The 22,758-nt window shown below is 36.2% G+C and carries 25 protein-coding genes and 1 other annotated feature; of the genes, 23 read left to right on the top strand and 2 right to left on the bottom strand.

Going from position 1 to position 22,758, the window contains the following annotated elements:
- Positions 1-8 precede the first annotated feature (8 nt).
- From recD2 to mtnN, 14 genes are all read left to right on the top strand, one after another.
- Positions 9-2,489: an SF1B family DNA helicase RecD2 gene (gene recD2 / locus ABE048_RS13915; RefSeq protein WP_430311857.1), complete on the top strand. Its 2,481-nt coding sequence runs from the start codon at positions 9-11 to the stop codon at positions 2,487-2,489.
- A gap of 88 nt (positions 2,490-2,577) precedes the next feature.
- Positions 2,578-2,784 (top strand) — a binding site (T-box leader).
- 246 nt (positions 2,785-3,030) lie between these two features.
- The gene (gene alaS / locus ABE048_RS13910) at positions 3,031-5,694 is read left to right on the top strand and encodes an alanine--tRNA ligase (RefSeq protein WP_430311856.1); all 2,664 of its coding nucleotides are present in this window, start codon (positions 3,031-3,033) and stop codon (positions 5,692-5,694) included.
- Between the two features lie 74 nt (positions 5,695-5,768).
- Positions 5,769-6,038 carry an IreB family regulatory phosphoprotein gene (locus ABE048_RS13905; protein WP_430311855.1) on the top strand — a complete coding sequence of 90 codons (270 nt, stop codon included), beginning with the start codon at positions 5,769-5,771 and terminating at the stop codon, positions 6,036-6,038.
- Positions 6,038-6,457: a Holliday junction resolvase RuvX gene (ruvX, locus tag ABE048_RS13900; RefSeq protein ID WP_430311854.1), complete on the top strand. Its 420-nt coding sequence runs from the start codon at positions 6,038-6,040 to the stop codon at positions 6,455-6,457. The genes ABE048_RS13905 and ruvX overlap by 1 nt, the downstream gene beginning before the upstream one ends.
- Positions 6,458-6,466: 9 nt before the next feature.
- Positions 6,467-6,757: a DUF1292 domain-containing protein gene (locus ABE048_RS13895; protein WP_430311853.1), complete on the top strand. Its 291-nt coding sequence runs from the start codon at positions 6,467-6,469 to the stop codon at positions 6,755-6,757.
- Between the two features lie 33 nt (positions 6,758-6,790).
- Positions 6,791-7,084 (top strand): DUF1292 domain-containing protein, encoded by a 294-nt coding sequence (locus ABE048_RS13890; protein ID WP_430311852.1) that lies wholly within the window; start codon positions 6,791-6,793, stop codon positions 7,082-7,084.
- A 446-nt stretch (positions 7,085-7,530) separates the two neighbouring features.
- Positions 7,531-8,649: an endolytic transglycosylase MltG gene (gene mltG, locus ABE048_RS13885; protein WP_430311851.1), complete on the top strand. Its 1,119-nt coding sequence runs from the start codon at positions 7,531-7,533 to the stop codon at positions 8,647-8,649.
- Between the two features lie 209 nt (positions 8,650-8,858).
- On the top strand, positions 8,859-9,491 hold the full coding sequence (locus tag ABE048_RS13880) for an O-methyltransferase (RefSeq protein WP_430311850.1): 633 nt from the start codon (positions 8,859-8,861) through the stop codon (positions 9,489-9,491).
- A 6-nt stretch (positions 9,492-9,497) separates the two neighbouring features.
- A complete protein-coding gene (locus tag ABE048_RS13875) occupies positions 9,498-10,427 on the top strand; it encodes a peptidase U32 family protein (RefSeq protein WP_430311849.1) in 930 nt (309 codons plus the stop codon).
- A 25-nt stretch (positions 10,428-10,452) separates the two neighbouring features.
- Entirely contained in the window at positions 10,453-11,718 is a 1,266-nt protein-coding gene (locus tag ABE048_RS13870) for a peptidase U32 family protein (RefSeq protein ID WP_430311868.1), read from the top strand.
- Positions 11,718-12,356: a uridine kinase gene (gene udk / locus ABE048_RS13865; RefSeq protein WP_430311848.1), complete on the top strand. Its 639-nt coding sequence runs from the start codon at positions 11,718-11,720 to the stop codon at positions 12,354-12,356. The genes ABE048_RS13870 and udk overlap by 1 nt, the downstream gene beginning before the upstream one ends.
- A gap of 112 nt (positions 12,357-12,468) precedes the next feature.
- Positions 12,469-12,945, top strand: a complete 477-nt coding sequence (gene greA, locus ABE048_RS13860) for a transcription elongation factor GreA (RefSeq protein WP_430311847.1) — start codon at positions 12,469-12,471, stop codon at positions 12,943-12,945.
- Positions 12,946-13,375: 430 nt separating this feature from the next.
- On the top strand, positions 13,376-14,176 hold the full coding sequence (locus tag ABE048_RS13855; RefSeq protein WP_430311846.1) for a YrrS family protein: 801 nt from the start codon (positions 13,376-13,378) through the stop codon (positions 14,174-14,176).
- 211 nt (positions 14,177-14,387) lie between these two features.
- A complete protein-coding gene (gene mtnN, locus ABE048_RS13850; RefSeq protein ID WP_430311845.1) occupies positions 14,388-15,080 on the top strand; it encodes a 5'-methylthioadenosine/S-adenosylhomocysteine nucleosidase in 693 nt (230 codons plus the stop codon).
- Positions 15,081-15,394: 314 nt separating this feature from the next.
- Here mtnN and sigK read toward each other — a convergent pair whose 3' ends face one another.
- A complete protein-coding gene (gene sigK, locus ABE048_RS13845) occupies positions 15,395-16,093 on the bottom strand; it encodes an RNA polymerase sporulation sigma factor SigK (RefSeq protein ID WP_430311867.1) in 699 nt (232 codons plus the stop codon).
- A gap of 103 nt (positions 16,094-16,196) precedes the next feature.
- Positions 16,197-16,736 (bottom strand): CDP-diacylglycerol--serine O-phosphatidyltransferase, encoded by a 540-nt coding sequence (gene pssA / locus ABE048_RS13840; protein ID WP_430311844.1) that lies wholly within the window; start codon positions 16,734-16,736, stop codon positions 16,197-16,199.
- A 92-nt stretch (positions 16,737-16,828) separates the two neighbouring features.
- Here pssA and ABE048_RS13835 point away from each other — a divergent pair, with 92 nt between their 5' ends.
- The 9 genes from ABE048_RS13835 to ABE048_RS13795 all read left to right on the top strand — a co-directional run bounded on the left by ABE048_RS13835 (position 16,829) and on the right by ABE048_RS13795 (position 22,732).
- Entirely contained in the window at positions 16,829-17,611 is a 783-nt protein-coding gene (locus ABE048_RS13835; RefSeq protein ID WP_430311866.1) for a phosphatidylserine decarboxylase, read from the top strand.
- A 125-nt stretch (positions 17,612-17,736) separates the two neighbouring features.
- Entirely contained in the window at positions 17,737-18,240 is a 504-nt protein-coding gene (locus ABE048_RS13830) for a YqeG family HAD IIIA-type phosphatase (RefSeq protein ID WP_430311865.1), read from the top strand.
- The gene (gene yqeH / locus ABE048_RS13825; RefSeq protein WP_430311843.1) at positions 18,240-19,343 is read left to right on the top strand and encodes a ribosome biogenesis GTPase YqeH; all 1,104 of its coding nucleotides are present in this window, start codon (positions 18,240-18,242) and stop codon (positions 19,341-19,343) included. Before ABE048_RS13830 ends, yqeH begins: the two co-directional genes overlap by 1 nt.
- A gap of 11 nt (positions 19,344-19,354) precedes the next feature.
- The gene (gene aroE / locus ABE048_RS13820) at positions 19,355-20,188 is read left to right on the top strand and encodes a shikimate dehydrogenase (RefSeq protein ID WP_430311842.1); all 834 of its coding nucleotides are present in this window, start codon (positions 19,355-19,357) and stop codon (positions 20,186-20,188) included.
- Positions 20,189-20,192: 4 nt separating this feature from the next.
- Positions 20,193-20,498, top strand: a complete 306-nt coding sequence (gene yhbY / locus ABE048_RS13815; protein WP_430311841.1) for a ribosome assembly RNA-binding protein YhbY — start codon at positions 20,193-20,195, stop codon at positions 20,496-20,498.
- A 12-nt stretch (positions 20,499-20,510) separates the two neighbouring features.
- On the top strand, positions 20,511-21,083 hold the full coding sequence (locus tag ABE048_RS13810) for a nicotinate-nucleotide adenylyltransferase (protein WP_430311840.1): 573 nt from the start codon (positions 20,511-20,513) through the stop codon (positions 21,081-21,083).
- Positions 21,070-21,651: a bis(5'-nucleosyl)-tetraphosphatase (symmetrical) YqeK gene (gene yqeK, locus ABE048_RS13805; protein WP_430311839.1), complete on the top strand. Its 582-nt coding sequence runs from the start codon at positions 21,070-21,072 to the stop codon at positions 21,649-21,651. Before ABE048_RS13810 ends, yqeK begins: the two co-directional genes overlap by 14 nt.
- The gene (gene rsfS, locus ABE048_RS13800; protein ID WP_430311838.1) at positions 21,648-21,998 is read left to right on the top strand and encodes a ribosome silencing factor; all 351 of its coding nucleotides are present in this window, start codon (positions 21,648-21,650) and stop codon (positions 21,996-21,998) included. Before yqeK ends, rsfS begins: the two co-directional genes overlap by 4 nt.
- Positions 21,995-22,732, top strand: coding sequence for a class I SAM-dependent DNA methyltransferase (locus ABE048_RS13795; RefSeq protein WP_430311837.1), 738 nt, complete (start codon positions 21,995-21,997; stop codon positions 22,730-22,732). Before rsfS ends, ABE048_RS13795 begins: the two co-directional genes overlap by 4 nt.
- Positions 22,733-22,758: the final 26 nt, after the last annotated feature.

The raw sequence follows: 22,758 nt of genomic DNA, 5'->3' as shown, positions 1-22,758 counted from the left end.
GGACAGTGTTGACTGAAAATTTATCATTATTTACAGACGAACAGCTTTTTATCGTCGGTCGACCTGTCGTCACTATTTTTCATAATCCACAGAATTTGTTTTCAATTGTTAAATTGAAAATTCAAGAGACGAACACAGATTATAAAGAAAAGGAAATAATCGTTACAGGTTATTTTCCTTCAGTTGCTGAAGAGGCCTTATATCGTTATACAGGCCATCTTAAGCAACATCCAAAATACGGCCTACAGTTTCAAGCTGATACCTTTGAAAAAGAGATTCCAGCTACCGAAACTGGGGTCGTTCAATATTTAGCTAGTGATTTATTTCCTGGTATTGGCCATCGTACTGCTGAAACGATTGTAAAAAAACTCGGTCCCAATGCGATTAAAGTGATTATTGAGAATCCCAATGCACTAGATGAAATTCCACGATTAACAGAAGACAAAAAGCAGACCCTTCGTTCAGTACTCGAACAAAATCTCGGGCTAGATCGTATTATGATTCAACTAAACGAATGGGGATTTGGTGCGCAAATTGCAGTGAAAATCTACCAAATGTATGAAGGCGAAACATTGCAAGAGTTACAAAAAAATCCGTATCGGTTAATTGAAGACGTTGAAGGTGTTGGATTTCAACGTGCAGATGAGCTTGGTGCGAGATTACATATAACCGGTAATCATCCAGATCGTATTAAAGCAGCTATTTTACATCTCCTGAATACCGCTTCATTATCCGAAGGACATGTGTTTCTTGATGCTAAAGAAATTATGCCAGAAGCAAAGGTATTATTGGAAACAAGTCAACGATGCACAATTGAATATGATGATATTTCGAAATGTATTATTGAGCTAGGTGAAGATGGTAAAGTATGTGGTGAAGAAACAAGAATCTATATGCCTTCTCTTTACTATTCAGAAATAGGTATTGCAACGAAGATTACAGAACTAGTTAAAAAAAATAAAGAACACTCAGCATTTCCATCATCCGAAATTCGTAAGCGAATTGGCGATGCAGAGGAACGCTTTGGTGTTTCGTATGCTGAGACGCAAATCAAAGCAATTGAAACAGCGATTAATTCAGCAGTGATGATTTTAACAGGGGGGCCAGGTACCGGAAAAACAACAGTTGTCAGAGGCATAGTTGATGTTTTTGCAGAATTGCATGGATTATCATTAAACCCGAAAGAGTATGCTGCAAAAGATGAGGATTTTCCAATTGTTCTAGTTGCACCAACAGGACGTGCTGCCAAACGGCTCAGTGAATCAACTGAATTACCTGCTATGACAATCCATCGTTTATTAGGCTTTAATGGACAAGAAAAAGATGAAGATACTGAGAGAGAAGTAGCTGGTCGTCTTATTATCGTTGATGAAATGTCGATGGTTGATACTTGGCTTGCCCATCAGTTGTTAAAAGCTTTAAATGATGATTGCCAAGTGATTTTTGTTGGAGACCAAGATCAATTACCTCCAGTAGGTCCGGGGCAAGTATTAAAGGATTTACTTGCGTCAAAGGCAATCCCAACCGTTGAATTAAAAGATGTTTATCGTCAATCAGAAGGTTCTTCAATAATAGAACTTGCGCATCAGATGAAACAAGGAGAAATACCTCAAGATTTATCGGCTAAAACAAGTGACCGATCATTTATTCGATCTGGACAAGATCAAATCACGGATGTTGTTGGTCAAGTTGTGAAAAGTGCGATAAAAAAAGGTTTCTCTATTCATGATGTACAAGTATTAGCACCAATGTATCGAGGAAATGCTGGTATTGATGCGATGAACAAAATACTACAAGAACTTATAAATCCAAAGGTGAGTGCAAAAACGAAAGAAATTGCATTTGGAGATACTACTTATCGCATTGGAGATAAAGTTTTGCAACTTGTGAATCAACCAAACAATAACGTCTTTAATGGTGATATGGGTGAAGTTATTTCAATTATTAAGGCAAAGGAAACGATTGAAAAAACAGATTTACTAGTGGTTTCTTTTGATGGTATTGAAGTAACATATCAAAAGGGAGATTTAAATCAGCTAACTTTGGCTTATTGTTGTTCGATCCATAAATCGCAAGGTAGTGAGTTTCCGATGGTCATAATGCCAATTGTTCGTGGCTATTCTAAAATGCTAAGGAAAAATCTACTTTATACAGGCATTACTCGAGCAAAGAACTTCCTAATACTCTGCGGAGAGCCAGATACATTCATTTATGGCTTCCAAAGAACTGATGACCTGCAAAGGCATACCTCTCTAGCTGATCGTTTAAATAATAATCAACTAATGTCTGAAGTAACAAATGCTAATGAAGAAACTATAGAAGTAACTTCCCTTAAAACAGGAGTAGAATCTCCAGTTACTGAAGAAGCTATAGAAGAAATAACTGACAATGAGCCTGCAATACTAACTATAGAGAATGTAAATATTATTCATCCGATGATTGGTATGAAAGGGATTAGTCCATATGACTTTATGGAATATGAGAATTGACATAATGACTGGCATTTTTTAAAATAAGTATAAGTAAAGTCGGAGACAAAGCGTTTTCGGCAAATGTACTATTTTAAGAACCCCTATATTAAAAACGTTGATGGATAAAAGTACTTTTTGGAAAGTGTACAGAAAGAGGTTCCTTGGCTGAGAGATCCTTCACCTACCATTTTGGAAAAGCTCGTCCTGAGTGCAGTCAAAAACTGCCGTTTACCGCGTTAAGGTCAATTAAGAGATAATAGTGAGAACTATTATAATTAGGGTGGTACCGCGAAAATTAACCTTCGTCCCTGTTACAGTGGATGAGGGTTTTTTTTATTGTATTTGGTTTTATAGGATATTGTTGATTTTTTTAATGCATCTTACTTAAGCGAAAGGTGGCGACTCCTGCGGGAAACCGAAGCTGACGAGACCCCACAGAGAGCGTAGCGAACGAGGAGGCTCGTTGGTTCGCCCGCGGAAAGCGTCCGCCTGTAGCTAAACTGATAAAATATCAACAGTATTGTTAAACAAAGCCATTGTATTAAAGGAGGAACTATTCATGCAAACATCTGCAGAAATTCGTCGTAAATTCATTGAATTCTTCGAAGGAAAAAAACATAAACAAGAACCAAGTATGCCACTTGTCCCAATTAATGATGCATCATTACTTTGGATTAACTCTGGTGTCGCAACATTAAAAAAATACTTTGATGGCTCAGTGATTCCTGAAAATCCACGTATTACAAATGCTCAAAAAGCAATTCGTACAAATGATATTGAAAATGTGGGTAAAACAGCACGCCATCATACATTCTTCGAAATGCTTGGGAATTTCTCAATAGGCGATTACTTCAAAAAAGAAGCAATTCACTATGCTTGGGAATTTTTGACTGACCCTAAATGGATGGGCTTTGATGGAGAAAAATTATCAATTACGATTCATCCGGAAGACCAAGAAGCTTATGATATTTGGAAAGATGAAATTGGCATTCCTGAAGAACGTTTAATCCGTCTTGAAGGAAACTTCTGGGATATAGGTGAAGGTCCAAGTGGTCCAAACTCTGAGATTTTCTATGACCGTGGCGAAAAATACGGTAATGATCCAAAAGATCCTGAATTATATCCAGGTGGAGAAAATGAACGTTATCTTGAAATATGGAACTTAGTGTTCTCTCAATTTAACCATAACCCAGATGGCACATACACTCCACTACCAAAACAAAACATAGATACAGGTATGGGACTAGAACGTATGGCTTCTGTTGTACAAGATGTTCCTACTAACTTTGATACTGATTTATTCATGCCAATCATCGAAAAAATCGAGGGATTTGCAAATCGAAATTACAAACGTCCTGGTGAAATTGATTTAAGTGAAATTTTCGGTAGCGATGAAGATATCAACACACCATTTAAAGTAATTGCTGACCATATTCGTACAGTCGCATTTGCTATCGGTGATGGCGCACTTCCTTCAAATGAAGGGCGCGGCTATGTGTTACGTCGTTTATTGCGTCGCGCAGTTCGTTATGCAAAACAAATTGGTATCGAAAAACCATTTATGTTCGAACTAGTACCAACAGTTGGCAGCATTATGGTAGACTTCTACCCAGAAGTAAAAGAAAAAGCAGAATTTATCGCTCGTGTAATTAAAAACGAAGAAGTACGTTTCCATGAAACACTTCATGATGGTTTAGCTATTTTTAACGAAGTGGTTGAAGCACAAAAAGCAAAAGGTGACACAGTCATTCCAGGAAGAGATGCATTCCGTTTATATGATACGTACGGCTTCCCAGTAGAACTTACAGAAGAATATGCAGAAGAAGTTGGAATGACAGTTGATGAAGATGGCTTCGAAGCTGAAATGGAGGCACAACGTCAACGTGCCCGTAATGCACGCCAAGATGTTGACTCAATGCATGTCCAATCTGAAGTATTAGCTAACTTAACTCAACCAAGTAAATTTGTTGGTTTTGAATCATTAGAAGCCCATACAACAGTTTCTGCAATGGTTGTAGGTGGTCAAGAGGCTAAAACAGCTTCAGAAGGTGAAGAAGTATTAGTTATTTTAGCTGAAACACCATTCTATGCTGAAATGGGTGGACAAATTGCTGATCACGGTACCATTTCAAATGATTCATTTACAGCATTTGTGAAAGATGTTCAAAAAGCACCAAATGGTCAACCTTTGCATACAGTCATTATCGAATCTGGTGAAATGAATGTTGAAGACGCGGTATTGGCAAAAGTAGATCGCGCTGAGCGTAATTTAACAGTCAAAAACCACACAGCAACTCACCTTTTACAACGTGCATTAAAAGATACACTAGGTGATCATGTAAACCAAGCTGGTTCATATGTAGGTCCAGATCGTTTACGTTTTGACTTCTCACACTTCGGAGCAGTTACAAAAGAAGAGCTAGAAGCAATTGAACGTAGTGTCAATGAAAAAGTATGGGAAGACATTCCTGTAGTAATCGAAGAAATGTCAATTTCAGATGCAAAAGCAATGGGAGCTATGGCTTTATTCGGTGAAAAATATGGTGATGTAGTACGAGTTGTTCAAGTATCTGATTACTCAATCGAACTTTGCGGTGGTATTCACGTTAAATGTTCTTCTGAAATTGGTTTCTTCAAAATTGTTTCTGAAGGTGGTATTGGTGCTGGTACTCGACGTATCGAAGCCGTTACAGGTCAAGCAGCATACCTTGCAGCTAAAGAAGAACAACATATTCTTGAACAAACAGCTAACCTGTTAAAATCAAATCCTAAAGACTTAGTTACTCGTGTTGAAAGTTTACAGCATGAATTAAAAGAACAACAACGTGAAAATACTTCACTTTCAGCTAAAATTGCCGGTGCTCAAGCATCTAATATCCTTTCAGCAGCTCAACAAATTGGCGATGTTACTGTTCTTGCTAAGAAAGTAGAAGCAAAAGATAACAACCAATTACGCCAATTAATGGACGATTTGAAAGAAAAAATGGATAATAGTATTATTGTACTTGGAGCAACTTCTGATGATAAAGTTTTGCTTTGTGCAGGTGTGACGAAAGATATAGCTGGTGGGAACTATCATGCTGGTAATATCGTCAAACATGTAGCTGAACTTTGCGGTGGAAAAGGCGGCGGTCGTCCTGATATGGCGATGGCTGGAGCAAAAGATGGCTCTAAATTGGTAGAAGCTTTGGATTCTGTGTATAATTATGTAAAATCTATTTAAAAGGTAGTCAGATTCAGGTATACTAACTTAGAAAAGATTAATTATTTTAACAACTTTAAAGTGAGGTGCTGAGCATGAGTAAGTTTGATCAAACGATGAAATTTAATTTCCCAGAAGAATCAATGGAACAAGAAGTAAGAGAAACCATGCTTCATGTTCATGCAGCACTAGAAGAAAAAGGGTATAATCCGATTAACCAAATCGTTGGTTACCTATTATCCGGGGATCCTGCTTATATCCCTCGCCATCAGGAGGCTCGTAATAAAATTCGTAAGCTTGAACGTGACGAAATTTTAGATGAACTTGTAAAGTTCTATATCAAGAAGAATAACGAGGAAAAATGATGAGAATAATGGGTTTAGATGTTGGCTCCAAAACAGTTGGAGTAGCAGTTAGTGATGCACTTGGATGGACTGCCCAAGGTATTGAAACTGTGAAAATCGATGAGGAGAACGAAGAGTTTGGTATCGAACGTATTCGTGAACTCGTCCAACAATATGGAGTGACGGAATTCGTTGTAGGATTCCCGAAAAACATGAATAATACAATTGGTCCTAGAGGGGAAGCTTCTCAAGCTTATGCAAAGCTGTTAGAGGACACATTTTCTCTACCAGTTACTCTTTGGGACGAACGATTGACAACGATGGCTGCAGAACGTCTACTGATTGAAGCGGATGTTCGCCGCAAAAATCGAAAAAAAGTCATTGATAAAATGGCAGCGGTCATGATCCTTCAAGGATTTTTGGACCGAAAACAATTATGAGGTGAAAAAATGGAAGAAGAATTAGAACAACGTCATATCACAATCGTTGATGACGAAGGAAATGAACAACTTTGCGAAGTACTTCATACTTTTGACTCTGAAGAGTTCGGAAAATCGTATGTTATTTATTCTGTAATTGGTTCTGAAGATGAAGATGGCGTAGTTGAAATCTATGCTTCATCATTCGTCCCTTCTGAAGACGGTACAGATGGTGAATTATCACCAATTGAAACGGAAGAAGAATGGGATTTTATCGAATCAGTTATTGAAGAACTTGATGAAGATATTGAAGCAGAATAAATAACCTAAATAAACTGAAGAGGTGACCTAACAATGGCACATGAACACGATCACGATCACGAACATATTATTGCAGTAGATGAAAATGGAAACGAACAAGTATATGCGGTACTTTATACATTCGATTCTGAAGACTTCGGAAAATCCTATGTTCTATACTATAAAGAAGGTGCAGAAGCAGGCGAGGAAGTAGAAATTTTCGCATCTGCAATTGTCCCAGCTGAAGATGGTGAAGGCGGAGAACTTGTTCCAATCGAAACAAATGAAGAATGGGATATGGTCGAAGAAGTATTGAACACTCTTGATGCTGAATTTGGTGAAGAGTAACTAATACCAGTAGACAAAGCGGAATGAGTTCTTAGCATTCCGCTTATTTTTATGGTTTTATAATAGTTGTTGGGTTGTATACACAATTAAGAGAAAAACAGTAGAAAAGTGAAGGTGAATCCCCAGACTCTCCTGTCGAAACTTATAGTCAAGATCCCGCAGTGGAAATTTTTTTGCGACACCCCAGTAGCAGGCGGAGGGGGCAGACACCGGAACAAATGCGTTGGATATATTTTGATGCCTTACCCCAACATTTGAACTTTTTTAAAGTAGAACGCGCACGTGTAGCCCCAATAGCTGCTTACATGCCTGAACAGTGATTCTAGCTTTCAATTGGTTTACTTAAAATGCTCGATTAGCCTTAATCTAATTAAAAAGCTAGCGCACGGAGCTGGATAAAGGTAAAATAAGCAGTAGTTTTTACTCTTCTAAAAGGAGGACAATCTGTGGGTACGAACTCATCAAAACAAGATCAAATAAATAAATTAAAAGAACGACAAGAAGAAAAGCGAATCGTTCGAAAAATTGTATTAACAATATCTAGCATTATTGTTGCCCTTGCACTTATTCTAGGTATTAGTTTGTATTTTTATGTTTCAAGTGCTTTGAAACCAGTAGATAAAAATAATAATAAAGCGATAAAGGTAGAATTACCAATCGGTTCTTCTATTGATTCAATTGCACAAACGTTGGTAAATAACGGAATTATCAAAAATGCAAAGGTGTTCAAATATTACACTAAATTTAAGAATGAATCAGCCTTTCAAGCTGGAACCTATAAGTTGACCCCGGCTATGACAATTGATGAAATAATCCAAAGTTTGAAAACAGGTAAAATTTATCGTCAACCTGAATTTACGATTACAATACCTGAAGGGTTAACTCTTGAACAAATTGCAGATCGTGTTGCAAAAAGTACGGATTACTCGAAAAAACAATTTATGGATTTGGTGACAAGTCAAGCGTTTATTAAGGATATGAAGAAAAAATATCCTAATACAGTTACGAAAGCTGTTGATAATAAGAAGATTCGCTATGCACTAGAAGGTTATTTATACCCGTCAACATATCCATTCTTTGAACCAAATCCAAAACTTGAAGAAATTGCTGAACAAATGGTAGCTCAAACGGACGAAGTTGTGACTGCATACTCTGCACAATTGAAACAAAAACATATGTCTGTTCACAAATTCTTGACTTTTGCTTCTTTACTAGAACGTGAGGCAACAGCAAAAACGGATCGTGAAACGATTGCCAGTGTCTTCTTTAACCGACTTGACAAGAAAATGCCATTGCAAACAGACCCAACCGTTTTATATGCACTTGGAGAACATAAATCCCGTGTTTTATATAAAGATTTAGAAGTGGACAATCCATACAACACATATAAAAATACTGGATTACCACCTGGTCCAATTTCCAATGCAGGCAAAGCATCTTTAGAAGCAACGATCAATCCTGCTGAAACTGATTATTTATACTTTGTAGCTGACAAAAATGGAAACAACCATTTCTCAAAAACATATAATGAGCACTTAAAGAAAGTAGAAGAACATATTAAGTAACAAACATAGAAGAAGAGCGTCTCTCGCTTTTCTTCTATTTTCATGATATGATTAAGTGTATTTTTTATAAAAAAGCAGATGAGGCTTTTCCAGACCTGAAGCTCATTGGAGATTCCAAATCGAAGGTAATTTCAGCTTTCGACGAAATGATGGAATGACGGGAGTGTCTAGCCACTGAAGCTTGATCGAAATTTAGGAGTGAGAGTTGTATGGCTATTTCGGATGCATATACAAAGTCCTTCATTCAACCACGTTCTACATTGCTTATGGAGATGGAACAATTTGCAGAAGAAAATTTTGTTCCTATAATGCAATTACCGGCAATTGAAATCTTACTTCAAATGCTTCGTATACAAAATCCCACAAAGATCTTAGAAATCGGTAGCGCAATTGGCTATTCAGCAATACGAATAGCAGAAACATTACCTCAATCTAAAATTGTAACAATCGAACGTGATGAAACACGAATCGAACAAGCTAAGCAATTTCTTTCTAGATCAACTGTGAAAGATCATATTGTATTACTTGAAGGAGACGCGTTAGAAGTGGATGTGGAAAGTATCTATCCATCTTTTGATGCTGTTTTTATTGATGCCGCAAAAGGACAATATAAAAAGTTTTTCGAAAAGTATAGCCCGCTAGTGAAAAAGGGCGGTATATTATACATCGATAATATGTATATGCATGGTCTTTCAGATATAGATATGAAAGATGTTCCAAAACGAAAAAGAACAATGATTAGAAACCTCCACCAATTTGGGGAATGGATTATTGCTAATCCTGATTATCAATCTACATTCTTCCCAGTTGGTGATGGTTTATTGATTTGTATAAAGAGGTGACCGATTATGAAAAAGCCTGAATTACTCGTGACACCACATTCTGTTGAACACGTTAAAGCGCTTATCCAAGCAGGAGCAGATGCTTTTATAATAGGTGAACAACAATTTGGTTTGCGTTTAGCAGGAGAATTCAATATTGAACAAGTAGCAGAAGCTACAACATTGATACATGATGCAGGGAAAAAAGTATATGTAGCGATGAATGCAATATACCATAATGATCGTGTAGATAGTCTTGTAACATATATACAAAAATTAGCGGAAATTGACGTAGATGCAATTGTATTTGGCGATCCTGCAGTGATTATAGCAAAACGTGAAGCTGGAGTTGAAATTCCATTACATTGGAATCCGGAAACAATTGCAACAAACTGGTTCCAAGCGAATTATTGGGGAAAACGTGGAGCGACACGCGCTGTATTAGCACGTGAACTTAGCATTGATGAAATCGTTGAGATTAAAGAAAATGCAGAAGTAGAGGTTGAAGTACAAGTACATGGTATGACTTGTATGTTCCAATCAAAACGCCCACTTCTAGGCCATTACTTTTTGTATGAAGGAAAAGCAATGGAAGTTGAAAATCGCAAAAATGCTCGTAATATGTTCTTATATGACAAAGAACGTAATAGCAGATACCCAATCTATGAAGATCTAAATGGTACCCATATCTACAGTCCGAATGATATGTGTATAATCGATGAATTAGATGAACTATTTGAAGCAGGAATTGACTCATTTAAAATTGAGGGTGTCCTACAATCAGAAGATTATCTTGTAACGGTAACTGAATGTTATCGTAAAGCAATCGATGCATATGCTGATTCACAAGACGCTTATTTTGATATTAAAGAAGAATTATTAGCTAAAATTGAAGAAATTCAACCAGAGCTTCGTCCACTTGATACTGGCTTCTTCTTTAAAGAAACCGTTTATTAGGAAGGAGGAGACTTTCGTGACATTAATACAAAATGCTAATATCAGTGAAATTCGCGATGGTAAAAGAGTCATCGTTAGAAAGCCGGAGCTTTTAGCACCAGCAGGTAACCTAGAAAAATTGAAAATTGCAGTCCACTATGGAGCTGATGCTGTGTTTATAGGTGGACAAGAGTTCGGCCTTCGCTCCAATGCAGGAAACTTCTCCATTGAAGAAATTCATGAAGGTGTAGAATTCGCAAAGAAATACGGTGCAAGAATTTATATAACAACCAATATTTTTGCTCACAATGAAAATATGGATGGACTAGAAGATTATTTACGTGCACTCGAAAACGCTGGTGCAGCAGGTATTATAGTAGCTGACCCGTTAATTATAGAAACATGTAAACAAGTTGCACCTAAGCTTGAAATACACTTAAGCACACAACAATCTCTCTCAAACTGGAAAGCAGTCCAATATTGGAAAGAAGAAGGCCTACATCGTGTTGTTCTCGCACGTGAAACAGGAGCAGAAGAGATTAAATTGATGAAAGAAAAAGTGGATATTGAAATCGAATCATTCGTACATGGTGCGATGTGTATCGCTTATTCTGGTCGATGTGTATTATCTAATCACATGACAGCTCGTGACTCTAACAGAGGTGGCTGTTGCCAATCATGTCGCTGGGATTATGATTTATATGCTGTGGAAGACGGTGAACAAAAACCTTTATTTGATACAGGTGATGAGGCATTTGCGATGAGTCCAAAAGACCTGAAATTAATCGAGTCAATCCCAAAAATTATTGAATTAGGAATTGATTCATTAAAAGTTGAAGGTCGTATGAAATCGATTCATTATATTGCAACTGTTGTAAGTGTTTATCGTAAAGTAATCGATGCTTATTGTGCAGATCCTGATAACTTCAAGATTAAACGTGAGTGGCTAGAAGAATTAGATAAATGTGCGAACCGTGAGACAGCCTCTTCATTCTTTGAAGGTGAACCAGGGTATGAACAACAAATGTTTGGTGAACATGGTAAGCAAACAAAATTTGACTTCGTTGGAATGGTTTTAGAATACGATGAAGATACAAAGATGGTTACATTACAACAACGTAACTATTTCAAACCAGGTGATGAAGTGGAATTCTTTGGACCTGAAATTGAAAACTTTACAGTTGTAATAGACGAAGTTTTGGATGAAGATGGAGTTTCACTAGATGCTGCACGACACCCATTACAAATTGTTCGCTTCAAATGTGAACAAAAACTATATCCGCATAATATGATGCGCAAGGAGATGCGATAATGGGAAGTAAACGTCCAGTTGTTATAGGTATTGCTGGAGGTTCTGGTTCAGGTAAAACAAGTGTTACCCATGCCATCCACGATGTTTTTAAAGAGCATTCAGTAGTTGTAATTGAACAAGACTTTTATTATAAAGACCAAAGTCATTTGGAGTTTGAAAAACGTTTAGAAACGAACTATGATCATCCAGATGCTTTTGATACCGATTTATTAATTGAAGATGTAAAGCGTTTACTTAATCGTCAATCTATTGAAAAACCGATATATGATTACGCGCTTCATACACGTTCAAACGATACAATACACATTGACCCACAAGATGTTATTATTCTTGAAGGAATTCTTGTATTAGCTGATCCAGGCCTTCGTGACTTAATGGATATAAAATTATTTGTCGATACTGATGCAGATTTACGTATTATTCGACGTATTTTAAGAGATATTAATGAACGAGGACGTTCAATGGACTCTGTTATTGAACAATATCTTTCAGTAGTTCGCCCAATGCATAATCAATTCATAGAACCAACAAAACGTTATGCAGATATTATTATTCCTGAAGGCGGACAAAATGAAGTAGCGATTGATTTAATGGTTACAAAAATAAAAACAATCCTTGAAACTGATAGTATTGTGTAATATCATGGTAATTGATTAGCAAATATACTTTTTGAAACTATGTCGCATTCTTTATGAAGTTGTGACATAGTATTTTTATTAAGTTAAGAAGTGACTTAAGGAGTGAACACTATTGTCAACTGAAAAACAATATCCAATGACTGCTGCAGGTAAGCAAAAATTGGAAGAAGAATTAGAATACTTAATTACTACAAAACGTAAAGAAGTTGTAGAACGTATTAAAATTGCACGTGGTTTCGGTGACCTTTCCGAAAACTCTGAATACGATGCTGCTAAAGACGAACAAGGTTTCGTTGAAGGCCGTATTTCACTGCTTCAAACAATGATCCGTAATGCAATGATCATTGAAGAAGGTACAAGTGCATCTGATATCGTCACAATCGGCCGTACAGTAACTTTTAAAGAACTTCCAGACGAAGATGAAGAAACTTATACTATCGTTGGTTCTGCAGAAGCTGATCCTTTTGAAGGTCGTATTTCAAACGATTCACCTATTGCTAAAGCTTTGCTTGGCAATAAAGTAGGGGATAAAGTGAAAATCATAACTCCTGGTGGAGATATGGATGTTCAAATTATTTCAATTAAATAACTTTTAAATATGTAAAAAGCTCACCTAATCGGGTGAGTTTTTTATTTGATTCTATACTATTTGTTGCTTTATTTAAATACAATTAAGAAAAAAACAATAGAAAAGTCGAGGTGACTGTACCAACATTGTTGTCTATATCAGGTAGAGATATGTCCTTTGCTAAGAATCAATTAAAGGAGCAATCTTTTACTGCGACGAAGCTAGCAAAGCGATACAGGAGCAATCACTAGAACGAATCATACAATTGACATAGAACCTTTGTTTAGAATATTTTTTATCTGCTGTTCATATAGATGACATTAGTCGTGTATTTGACTTGGAGTAGAAGGTGTTTCAGATTCTATGTTATGATTATATTAAAGTTGGAAAGGGGTACCTTGCCAAACTTTAAATTTGTCACAATATATAGAGATGTATAGGGGGGATACATATGGCTGAAGTTGGACGTCGATATAACCCAAATGAAAAAAAGCCAAAAAACACAGGTAAACGAAAAATGGACAAAGTTTTAAACCTGCTGATTGGAATTGTTGTCGGACTAATCCTAATTGTTGCTGGTTTCATCGTTATTGGGGGTTCTAATGACAAAGAATCTGCAAACGATAACAAAGTAGCAAACAATGAAAAACAAGACAACGAGGAGAAAGCTGATAACATAGTAGTGAAAGATTCAAAAGAAATAGAAAAAGAGAAAGCAGATCAGGCTGAAAAAGCAAAAGAAGAATCAGACACACAAGATCAAACTTCTACTGATGCAAATCAAGATGCAACTAATAATAATGTTCAAAATAATACAGAAGACACTACAGCGACTGATAGTAATATTTCTTCTGATACTACAGCAAATGCTGATTACAACTATAAAGAAAGTAAAACAGCAACAATTGAATCATCCAATGACCAAAATGTTATGAAAGTTATTACTGATTCGAATTGGAAACCAACTAAAACTTCTCAAAAAGCTGATAGTAGTTCGCATGTATCAAGTTATGATAAGGATTCTGTAGACTGGAAAGAAAAAATCGCAACAATTGCAACAACTACAGGACTTGATGAAAACGATATGATTATTTGGTATATAAAAAATGGTGGTAGCCCAGATACTTCAATTGGAATCGTTTCTTCTAAAGATAAAAAGAAGAATTACCGAGTTTATTTGAAATGGGTCGAAAACGAAGGTTGGCAACCAACAAAATTAGAGGTTCTAAAATCTTATAAAGGATCATATTAATAGTCTAAGGCGGTTATCCAATTCTTGACGGATAGCCGTCTTTTGTTTAAATTAAATAGCGAAGGTGACTTGTTAAATAAAATAGTTCTATACTATTTCTCCGACGAGTAACCGCAAGGGCATTCACCGGTATGTCTTAAGTAGATGCTAGCGAAGTCTTACCCCAACATTTTATATAGAAAAGTGTTTCACAAAAGAGAGGAAGAATTTAATGAAAATTGCTGTAATCGGCGCAATGGAAGAAGAAGTAGAATTATTAAGAAATACATTGGAAAATACTTCAACGAAAACAATTGCAAATAGTGAATATACGGAAGGTACATATGCAGGTCATGATGTTATTTTATTGAAAAGTGGTATTGGAAAAGTGAATGCCGCGATGTCAACGACCATTTTACTTGATCAATACAAGCCGGACGTTGTGATAAATACAGGATCTGCAGGTGGATATGATGAAAATCTAGAGGTTGGTGCCATTGTCATTTCTGATGAAGTACGTCATCATGATGTAGATACAACAATCTTTGGCTATGAAATGGGACAAGTTCCTCAAATGCCTGCAGCATTTAATTCGGATGAAAAACTAATAAAGCTCGCTGAGGAAGCGGTAACAGAAATTGGTGAACATCAATATGCTGTAGGCTTAATTACAACAGGCGATTCATTTATGAATGATCCTGAACGAGTTGAAACAGTACGTGGATATTTTCCAAGTATGAAAGCTGTTGAGATGGAAGCAGCAGCAGTAGCTCAAGTTTGTTATCAATTTGGCACTCCATTTGTTGTAATCCGCGCATTATCTGATATAGCTGGAAAAGAATCGAATATTAGCTTTGATGAATTCTTACCGGTAGCAGCAAAACATTCAACACAAATTGTTTTAAAAGTAATTTCTAAAATATAGTCAGTCACAATTTCGCCAAAGATTTGACAGGAGATGTTCAAAAAGGTCTCACTTCCTTACATCTATAGGGTGGTATGATTAAAGTAGTTAAGTTACTTCATTCTAGGGATGCTGGGAGGGTCTAATATGACATTCATTATGGTAGCTGCAGTTGCAATTACAGCAGTCTTAAGTCTTGTTATGGTATCTGAAGTTTCAACAAACTAAACTTAAAGTTGAGGCGTTAGTGTAGCCGTTGGCGAAAGATAAAAAGAGTTGCCCGTAGCTTTAATGGGCAACTCCTTTTTTGAGTTCATTTTTTTGAATTCCGTCCTTTATGGTTTTTTTCGTTTGAAATGTTGATACAATTTAATTAAAGCTCTCTTCTCAATTCTACTTACATAACTTCTCGAGATGTTCATTTCTTGAGCAATCTCTTTTTGAGTTTTTGCATCCTGCTGTCCAAGTCCATAGCGTTGTTGAATGATTAACAATTCTCGCTCATCCAGTAAATCTAAGTGTTCATATAATCTTTGTTCTTCTTCACGTCTTTCGATTTGCTGTTCAGTAGAAGGGTCATCACTTTGGAGAAAATCTGCAATTTCAAGGGGATTGCCATCCTTGTCAGAGCCAATTGTTTCATAAAGAGAAACATCTTTTTGAACTTTTTTCTGACTTCTTAAATGCATTAATATTTCATTTTCGATACAACGAGCAGCATAAGTAGCTAGCCTCGTTTTTTTCTGAGGAGTAAAACTTGCAACTGCCTTCATTAAACCAATTGTTCCAATGGAGATATAATCATCTAATTGCTCATGTTTTGGATGGAATTTCTTGACGACGTGAGCTACTAACCGCATATTTCTTTCTATTAGCTCCAGTTTTGCTGATTCATCACCATTCAAAAATCGCTCAAGACATTCTGCTTCTTCTTCCTTCGTAAAGGGCTGTGGAAATGATTGCCCTTTTAAATAGCCAAGAATGACAGGGAGCTCAACCCAAAGCTGTAGGATGGCTGTTAAAAGGGTACTGATTGTCGTCATCCTTTCGTGATAGTTAATAATACAACATATGACAAGAAGTACTCTTTTACAACAAAAAAATGACCTGTAAAGCCAGGTCATTTGAAAATATTTCTCAAACTTTTTTCAATGAAAATGTACTAATCATAAGAATTGATAATAGCGGGAACAAAAACATATAGAATACCGTTGAAAGAATTGGAATGAAGAAGAAGGATACTGTTAAAATTGCTCCAGCAGCAGTTATCGGTAAACCACAGAAGTATCCATTTGATTCTGTAATATTAAATCTAGCGAGTCTGAATGCTCCGCAAGCGATGTATAACACAGTAACAATCATGCCAATCGTGCCATAACCCATTAAAGTCATTTCATACATAAGTAACGCAGGAGCCACCCCAAATGATATAATATCACTCATGGAATCTAATTGCTTTCCTAACTCTGACTCTTGATTAAATTTCCGTGCTATTTTACCATCATAACGATCTAAAAAAGCGGCAATGAATATAAACAAGACAGCATAGTTATATGACTCATTTATGGTAGCCATAATTGATGCTCCACCAAATGAAATATTCCCGATTGTGATTAAATTAGCTAAGTGTGATTTCATTTTTTTAATTGTGGTATCCACTATAGAAATAAAAAACAATGGACAGCACTCCTTTATTTGTTCAGTATTTTAACATTATACTGCTTTTTTGGTGTAACTGTAAAACTTTTTAAAAATGAGGTGTTAAATTGATTAGAGAAAAATTTTATCGATCGGTCGTAGAATTAACGAATGGCAGATGGTCATCCTTCTTGTTAAAGCATTTTACAACATCGCGAATTAGTAAAAAGCTTATTTCGTCATACATTAAAATATACGGTATTAACCTTGAAGAAGTTTCAGAAAAACATGAATCATTTCCAAGTCTTCATGAATTTTTTATACGCAAATTAAGTGAAAATGCGCGTCTTATTGCAAATGGGAAAGATGTATATACTAGTCCTGTAGATGCCAAAATTGAATCATTTGGAGATATCGAAAATAATTCAATCTTTTACGTAAAAGGCAAAACCTATGATTTAAAGGATTTACTTGGAAAAGAAGAAATCGTGAATCGTTATTTGAATGGAAAATATATCGTATTTTATTTAAGCCCTGCTGATTACCATCGATTCCATAGCCCGATGGATGCTAAAGTAGCAAGTCAGTATACGCTAGGTCGGAAATCATATCCGGTGAATAGCTTAGGTTTAACTTATGGTAACCAACCTATCTCAAAAAATTACCGACAGATTACTGAATTGGTAACAGAAAATGGTTCACGTTGTGCATTCATAAAAGTAGGAGCTATGTTTGTGAATTCGATTCATATAACGAATACTTCAACTAACTGGAACAAAGGGGAAGAAGTAGGCTATTTTAGTTTTGGTTCAACAGTGGTATTGTTATTTGACGAAAACAGTGTAGAGTTTTTAGAGAATGTTGTACAAGGTACGCATATCCAGGTGGGTCAAGCCTTCGCACATATGTTATAATTTTAAAAGTTAGCTGTAGCTCGAATGAAAATAAAAGCTATCGCATTGGATATCTTATAATTAACAGTGTCCTCTAACATAGCCATAATAAGAAGAATAGGGGAAAAAATTTGTATAAATTGATTATGCCAAAGGAATTTGCATTTTCCATTTTTGAGATTACACCGGAAAAGCTAAAACAAATGGGCATTAAAGGAATTATTACCGATCTTGATAACACACTAATCGAATGGGACCGACCAGATGCAACTGAGGAACTAATAGAGTGGTTCAAAGAAATGCATGATGCTGGAATCCAAATTGTAATATTATCTAACAATAAAGAACCTCGTGTGAAGAAATTTGCAGATCCATTAGGAATTCCATATATTTTCAAGGCTCAAAAGCCATTAGTAAGAGGTTTTAAAAGAGCGCTAGAACTACTCAATATGAAACCAGAAGAAGTCTTGATGTTAGGTGATCAAATGCTGACAGATGTGATGGGTGCAAATCGTAGTAAACTACACACTATTCTAGTAAAGCCTGTTGCACAATCAGATGGTTTTGTAACACGGTTTAATCGTTTTATCGAACGACGTGTTTATAAATATTTAAGTAAAAAAGGTATTAAAACTTGGGAGGAAAAATAATGAATGAAATGCCACAATGTATCGGCTGTGGTACACAAATCCAAACAGAAGACAAAAACGCACCAGGATATGCTCCTGCATCTTCTTTAGAAAAGGAAGATATCATTTGCCAACGTTGCTTCCGTTTGAAAAACTACAATGAACTTCAACCTGTATCATTAACAGATGATGATTTCTTACGCATCTTAAATGGTTTAGGTAAGAATAATGGGCTAATTGTTAAAATTGTAGATATTTTCGATTTCAATGGTAGCTGGCTGCCTGGTTTACATCGTTTTGTTGGCAACAATCCAGTGTTATTGATAGCTAACAAGGTGGATTTACTTCCAAAATCAGTGAAAAAAAATAAGGTCATCAATTGGATTAAAAGAGAAGCAAAAGCACTTGGCTTAAAACCAATTGATGTTTTACTTGTAAGCGCCCATAAAGGAACAGGCATGGAAGAGGCTATGGAAGCAATAAATGAATACCGTAGAGGGCAGGATGTCTATGTTGTTGGATGTACAAATGTAGGAAAATCAACATTTATCAACCGTATCATTAAACAAGCTACAGGTGCTGGTGATATTATTACAACTTCATACTTCCCAGGTACAACGCTTGATATGATTGAGATTCCTTTAGATGATGGACATGCCATTTATGATACGCCAGGAATTATTAATCACCATCAAATGGCACATTATTTGGATCCATCTGAATTGAAATATATAATGCCTAAAAAAGAAATCAAGCCTAAAGTATTCCAACTCAATCCGGAACAATCATTGTTTATTGGTGCTTTAGCTCGTTTTGATTTTATTCAAGGAATGAGATCAGCATTTACAGTGCATATTGCAAATGATTTGAATATTCATCGTACAAAATTAGAAAACGCTGATGAATTATATGCAAATCATAAAGGCGAATTACTTGCTCCACCATCTGAAAAGTATATTGATCAACTACCGAAATTAGTACGTCATGAATTTTCGATTAAAGAAGCAAAAACAGATATCGTATTCTCAGGTCTTGGCTGGATAACAATTCAAGATCCAAACGTAGTAGTTGCAGCATATGCCCCAGAAGGTGTAGAAGTTCAAGTTCGCCCTTCATTGATTTAGGGGGAATTGTTTTGAGAAGATGGTACGCAGTTATTGGTGACCCAATCGAGCATTCAATGTCACCACTAATGCATAATGCTTGGATGGCAGAAGAAAATCGAGATGCTAGCTATATTCCAGTTCATGTTTTGCCAGAGAATTTAGAGCAATCTGTAGAAGCTTTAAAGACACTTGGATGTAGTGGCTGGAATATTACAATCCCACATAAAGAAAAAATTATTCCGTATTTAGATGAGCTAGATGAATCAGCTAGCAAAATGGGGGCAGTTAATACTGTGGTGAAACAACCAAATGGGGCCTATAAAGGTTACAATACAGATGGTTTAGGTTTCGTTCGTTCTTTGGAAGAAGTAGTAGGCAATGGTCATAGAAACAAACATGTATTAGTCATAGGTGCAGGTGGAGCTGCTCGAGGGATTGCATTTGCACTTGTTGCAACAGGCTATTCACATATTACGATTGCCAATCGCACGGTTTCAAAGGCACAAGCCATCTGTGATGAGCTTGACATAGAAGCAACTGCTATTTCATTGACTGAAGCTGAAGAACAATTAACCCAGTTTGAAATTCTAGTACAAACAACGTCTGCTGGATTAAATCATAGTGAATTTACATTGCCGTTTTCATTGAATCAATTATCAAGCACTGCAATTGTTGCAGATATTGTGTATAATCCTTTAATGACACCGTTTTTAAATGAAGCAAAGAAAAAAGGAGCGACTGTTGTCACAGGACTTGGCATGTTCATCCATCAAGGAGCACTTGCCTACAGCTACTGGACAGATTCGTATCCAAAAGCAGACATCGTAAAAGATTTACTGCTTGAGCAATTAGGAGGAAAATAATTACATGTTAACAGGGAAACAAAAACGCTTTTTACGTGCAGAAGCACACCATTTACAACCAATATTCCAAGTAGGGAAAGGCGGAGTAAGTGCAGAAATGCTTGTGCAAATTAAACAAGCATTAGAAGTACGTGAATTATTAAAAGTACGTATTTTAGACAATTGTGAAGAAGATAAACATGATGTAGCTGAACAATTAGCTGAAGGTTCCAATGCGGAACTTGTTCAACTTATTGGTCTAACAGTTGTTTTATATAAACAAGCTTCAAAACGAGAACATCGAAAAATCGAATTGCCAAAAGCGAAATAAGGATTTGATGAAATGAAAAAAGTTGGTCTTCTTGGCGGTACATTTAACCCACCTCATATGGCACATCTTTTAATGGCAAATGAAGCTTATGATGTTTTGGGATTAGATGAAGTACGTTTTATGCCAAATGCGGTACCTCCACATAAAGTGAAACCAGAAGATGCCACAGCAAAAGACAGATTGCATATGACAGAACTAGCCATTCAGTCCATACCATATTTTAAAATAGAACCGTATGAAATGGAGCGCGGAGGAGTATCTTATTCATATGATACTCTAAAAGGATTAACTTCTCTTGAACCCAATACTCAATTCTATTTTATTATTGGTGGCGATATGATTGATATACTCGATGAATGGTACCATATTCAAGAGCTTACCAAGTTAGTCCAATTTGTTGGTGTACATCGACCAGGTACTGCTGGTGTGACGAAACTTCCTGTACAGCTAATAGAAGCACCGCTTATGGATTTATCATCTACGATGATTCGAAATCGATTAAAAGAAGGACGAACTGTGACATTTTTAGTGCCGACAGCCGTTGAACAGTATATACGAGAGGAAGGTTTATATGGAACGCGATGAATTATTATTATCGATGAAAGACCGTATGCCTGAAAAGCGTTATATCCATACAATTGGTGTGACGGATACAGCCATAAAACTTGCAAAACGTTTTGGAGAGGATCCTGAAAAAGCAGAGGTAGCAGCTATTTTGCATGATTCATGTAAATATGCAGATCGTGACTGGATGAGGCAAACAATTATAGAACAACAAATGGATCCAAGATTGCTTCAATATCATCATGAACTATGGCATGGTCCTGTAGGTGCTTATGTAGCTAAAATGGAATTTAATGTATCAGATGAAGATATTTTAAACGCCATTCGTTACCATACAACAGGGAGACTAGAACAAAGTAATTTAGAAAAAATCGTTTATATTGCAGATATGATCGAACCTAATCGGAAATATTCAGGTGTACATGAACTAAGAAAAGCATCAGAAGAGTTAGAATTACACGATTTGATGATTAAGTGTTTAACACATTCAATATCATTTTTAATTAGTAAACATCAACCCATATTCCCTGATTCGTTTGAATGCTATAACGATTTATTGTTGCAAAAGAAAGGACAAGTGAAAGAATGACAAATACATTATTAGATATTGCTTTTAAGGCTGCAGATGACAAACGTGCAGAAGATATTGTTGTTTTAAATATGCAAGGAATTTCATTGCTAGCAGATTATTTTTTAATTTGCCACGGGAATTCAGATCGTCAAACTCAAGCAATTGCACGTGAAATTGCGGATATAGCTCACAAAGAAGGCTATGAAGTAAAACGTATTGAAGGATTCGATTCTGCACGCTGGATTCTAGTAGATCTTGGTGATGTGGTATGTCACGTTTTCCATAAAGAAGAACGTCAATTCTATAATTTAGAACGTTTATGGGGCGATGCACCTGAGAAATTCTTAGCAGTGGATGCTGAATGAGTAGCTACGGGCGATTTGCAGAAGTATATGACGCATTAATGACTGATATTCCCTATGACGACTATATTAGTTGGGTTGCAAAATATGCACCATCCAAGGAATATAAAAAGCTTTTAGATATTGGCTGTGGTACAGGTAAAATGGCTACTGAGTTTACAAAGTTAGGATATGAAGTAAGTGGCCTAGATTTATCTGAGGAGATGCTGACAATCGCAGCTGAGCGTTTTATGATAGAAGGAGTTAATGTGCCTTTATTCTGTATGTCAATGGATGAGCTAGAAGGATTTGAAAATCTAGATATTGTAACGATTCCAATCGATTCGATTAACTATTTGTCAAATCAAGAAGAAGTACAAGAAACATTGTCTCGCGTTTATCAATCGTTACGATCTGGGGGACAATTATTCTTTGATGTGCATTCTTTATATAAAATGGATGAAATCTTTATGGATTCGCCTTTTACCTTTGATGATGGTGAGATAACGTATTTATGGATTACTGAAGCAGGAGAAGCACCTCATTCCGTTCATCATGATATGGTATTTTATATCCAGCAGGAAAATCGTTTATTTGAACGTTTTGAAGAATATCATTATCAACGTACATTTGATATTCAAACGTATATTGATATGCTGCAACAAGCAGGCTTTAGTGAGATCGCTGTAACAGCAGACTATTTAGAAGAGGCACCAACTGAAAAATCTGAAAGAATTTTCTTACGTGCAGTAAAATAGTCTTTTCAAATATTGGAAAATCATTT

It is taken from the genome of Rummeliibacillus pycnus, assembly GCF_050459865.1.
Taxonomy (GTDB): domain Bacteria; phylum Bacillota; class Bacilli; order Bacillales_A; family Planococcaceae; genus Rummeliibacillus; species Rummeliibacillus pycnus_B.
The sequence above is the reverse complement of the archived record's forward strand: the minus strand, read 5'-3'. Positions and strand labels throughout refer to the sequence as shown.